The organism is Prosthecobacter sp., assembly GCF_020439865.1.
In the GTDB taxonomy this organism is placed as follows: domain Bacteria; phylum Verrucomicrobiota; class Verrucomicrobiia; order Verrucomicrobiales; family Verrucomicrobiaceae; genus Prosthecobacter.
Genome location: NZ_JAGRPF010000195.1, coordinates 1 through 3,173, shown reverse-complemented (window position 1 = coordinate 3,173; position 3,173 = coordinate 1). Strand labels below are relative to the sequence as shown.

General features: G+C 61.6%; 2 protein-coding genes and 1 pseudogene. 1 reads left to right on the top strand and 2 read right to left on the bottom strand.

What is annotated here, in order from left to right; translation table 11 throughout:
- Positions 1 to 889 (top strand): annotated as a pseudogene (locus KDL09_RS21710) (hypothetical protein); the annotation flags it as partial.
- 25 nt (positions 890 to 914) lie between these two features.
- On the opposite strand, the gene KDL09_RS21705 reads toward KDL09_RS21710, so the two are convergent.
- Together KDL09_RS21705 and KDL09_RS21700 are read right to left on the bottom strand one after the other, a co-directional pair.
- Positions 915 to 1,742 (bottom strand): ion transporter, encoded by an 828-nt coding sequence (locus tag KDL09_RS21705; RefSeq protein WP_294389795.1) that lies wholly within the window; start codon positions 1,740 to 1,742, stop codon positions 915 to 917.
- 66 nt (positions 1,743 to 1,808) lie between these two features.
- On the bottom strand, positions 1,809 to 3,173 hold a 1,365-nt coding region (locus KDL09_RS21700), incomplete at its 5' end, for a DUF1501 domain-containing protein (RefSeq protein ID WP_294389793.1).

Genomic DNA, 3,173 nt, shown 5'->3' with positions numbered 1-3,173 from the left:
TTGGGACGAGAGCAGCGACACACTCGTCTGCCAGCTCCCGAGCGACACGCTGAACAGCATTGTCTATGACAGCGCCCGACAGGAATACGTGATGTTCTGCCGACCGAAGAACCGCTACCGCATCTTCAAAGGTGACATCCTCGATACCGGAGAATCACGCCGCATCGCGCGCATGAGCCATGCGAATCTGTGGGAGGAATGGAAGGCGGAGCCGCAGGCGATCCTGACGCCGGACGAACTCGATGCGCGGGAAGATTTCAATGCCTTCTACGGCATGCCAACACGCTACCACGCCGGCATCTACTGGGGTGCGTTGTGGTGCTTTCGCTTCAACGATCACATCTTCACCGAGCTGGCCTTCAGCCGCGATGGATTCCAGTTCGACCGCCTGCCGGACCGGCCGAAGATGATTCCTCTGGGCGAAGAGGGCACCTGGGACGACAGCATGACCTTCGGCAGCATGGACTGGGTGGAAGTGGGCGACGAATGGTGGTTCTACTACGCTGGCTGGGACGGCGACCACGGCGGCAAGGATCGCCACGCAGGAATGGGCTTGGCGAAGCTGCGCAAGGAGGGCTTCATCTCGATGCACGGACCGAAAGGCGGCGGCGTAATCGTCACGCGCGTTCTCAAGTGGCCCGGCGGAAAACTCGTCATCAACGCAGACACCGCGAAAGGCGAACTCAAGGTGCGCGTGAGCGACGCGACGCGCAAACCGCTGCCCGGCTTCGATTATGCCGACTGCGAGACGTTCACCGGCAACTCGACCTCGCATGAGATCCAATGGCGCGGACAGTCGCTCGATTCGCTCGCGGGCAAGGAGCTGCGCTTCGAGTTCTATCTGCGCGACGCCGACCTGTTCACGTTCCGAGCAGATAGGTCGAAATAGCAACCCGCGGCATTGGAGTGAAAGCTCACTCCAATGCTACACCGCACTGCTGGCAATGACGCGCGCGTGAGTCGTGATCATCCCAGCCGCATTCGCTGCAGCGCCGCCGCGTGCGCGTGCCTTTGAGCTCACGACCGATCTCGCTGGTCACGATGCCAGTGGGCACGGCGATGATCGCGAAACCTGTGAGCATGATCACCGAGGCCATGATCTTGCCCAGCACCGTCACCGGGGCGACGTCGCCGTAGCCGACAGTCGTGATCGTCACGATCGCCCAGTAAATCGACTGCGGGATGTTGGCGTATCCGGGATTTGCATCGTGTTCGATGACATAGACGATCGTGCCTTCCACACACACGAGCGCGAGCACGGCGGAGAAGAAGATCAGGATTTTCCGGCGGCTGGCGCTCAGCGCATTCATGAGCACGCCCGCTTCGCCGAGATACTCCGCCATCTTCAGCACCCGGAACATGCGCATCAGGCGCAGGATGCGCACCGTTGTGAGGTAATGCGACCCCGGCAGCAGCAGCGAGATGTAGGCCGGCAGGATCGACATGACATCGACGATGCCGAAAAAGCTGCGCGCATACTTCCACCGGCTGCGCACCACCCAGAGCCGCGTCACATACTCCAGCGTAAACAAACCGGTAAACACCCACTCCAGCGTGGCAAACAAGACGCCGTGGCGCTCACGCAGCTCGTCCACGCTCTCCAGCATGATCGTCAGCACGCTCAGGCCGATGAGCCACAGCAACACGACATCAAAAACGCGGCCGGCCTTCGTGTCCGAAAGGAAAATGATGCGCCAGATGCGTTCGCGTGTGGAGTTGTTGTCTGAAGACGAAGACGGCATGGGCCAACTAAGCCTCCCATACCATCGGCACAAGCGCTCGCTGCAAACAGCAGGGCAATACCAGGCTCACGCCAGCAACTCCTTCACCACGTGCCCGTGGATGTCGGTGAGGCGGTAGTCGCGGCCTTGGAAGCGGTAGGTGAGGCGTTCGTGATCGAATCCGAGGAGGTGCATCACCGTGGCCTGGAAATCGTGCACGTGGACTTTGTTTTCGGCAACGCTGAAGCCGAGTTCGTCCGTGCTGCCGTAGTCGAATCCGGCCTTCGCACCACCGCCAGCCATGAAGAGGGTGAAGCAGTCCGGATAATGATCGCGACCGAGCACCTTGCTCGCCGCGGTGCGGCCTTCGCGGAAGGGCGTGCGGCCAAATTCACCGCCCCAGATGACGAGCGTGTCCTCGAGCAGGCCACGTTGCTTGAGATCTTTGATCAGCGCTGAAACGGGTTTGTCGGTGGCGGCCACTTTGTTGGTGAGACCGGTCGTGATGCCCGTGCCTTCGCCGGTGCCGTGGAAGTCCCAGCCCCAGTCGAAGAGCTGCACGAAGCGCACGCCTTGCTCGACGAGACGACGCGCGAGCAGGCAGTTGTTGGCGAAACTCGATTCACCCGGCTTCGCACCGTAAGCCTCCAGCGTGGCCGCGTTTTCCTTCGTGATGTCCATCACCTCCGGCACGCTGGCCTGCATGCGATACGCCAGCTCATACTGCGCGATGCGCGTGACCGTTTCGGGATGACCGAACTCGGCGACCTGCTCCTGATTGAGCTGGTTCAGCACATCGAGCGTCTTGCGTCGCATGTCACGGTTCATGCCGGCTGGATCGCTCACGAACAACACGGGATCGCCCTTGCTACGGCATTGCACGCCTTGATACACGCTCGGGATGAAGCCGCTACCCCACAGGCCCTGGCCGCCGCTCGGCTGCGTACCGCTGGAGATCAGGCAAACGAAGCCCGGCAGGTCCTGATTCTCCGTGCCGAGGCCATACGTGGCCCACGAGCCCATCGACGGACGCCCCTGCCGCGCGTGTCCGGTGAAGAGCAGCAGCTCCGCCGGCGCGTGATTGAACTGGTCCGTGTTCATCGAGCGGATCATGCACATCTCATCCGCGATCTTGTGGAAGTTCGGGCATGCATCGCTCATCCACATGCCCGCCTTGCCGTAGCGCGCGAACGTGCGCGGAGTGCCCATCAGCTTCGGCACGCCCGTGGTGAAGGCAAAGCGACGGCCTTTGAGAATTGAATCCGGACAGTCCTGCCCGCTGCGCTTCACGAGCTCTGGCTTGTAATCAAACAGATCGAGATGTGGCGGCGCACCACTCATGTGCAGGTAGATCACGCGCTTCGCCATCGACGCAACGTGCGGCTTCCGCGGCAGAATCGGATTATCCGCCGTCAATTGAGCCCCGGCGTTCTGCTGCATCGCATGCACCGC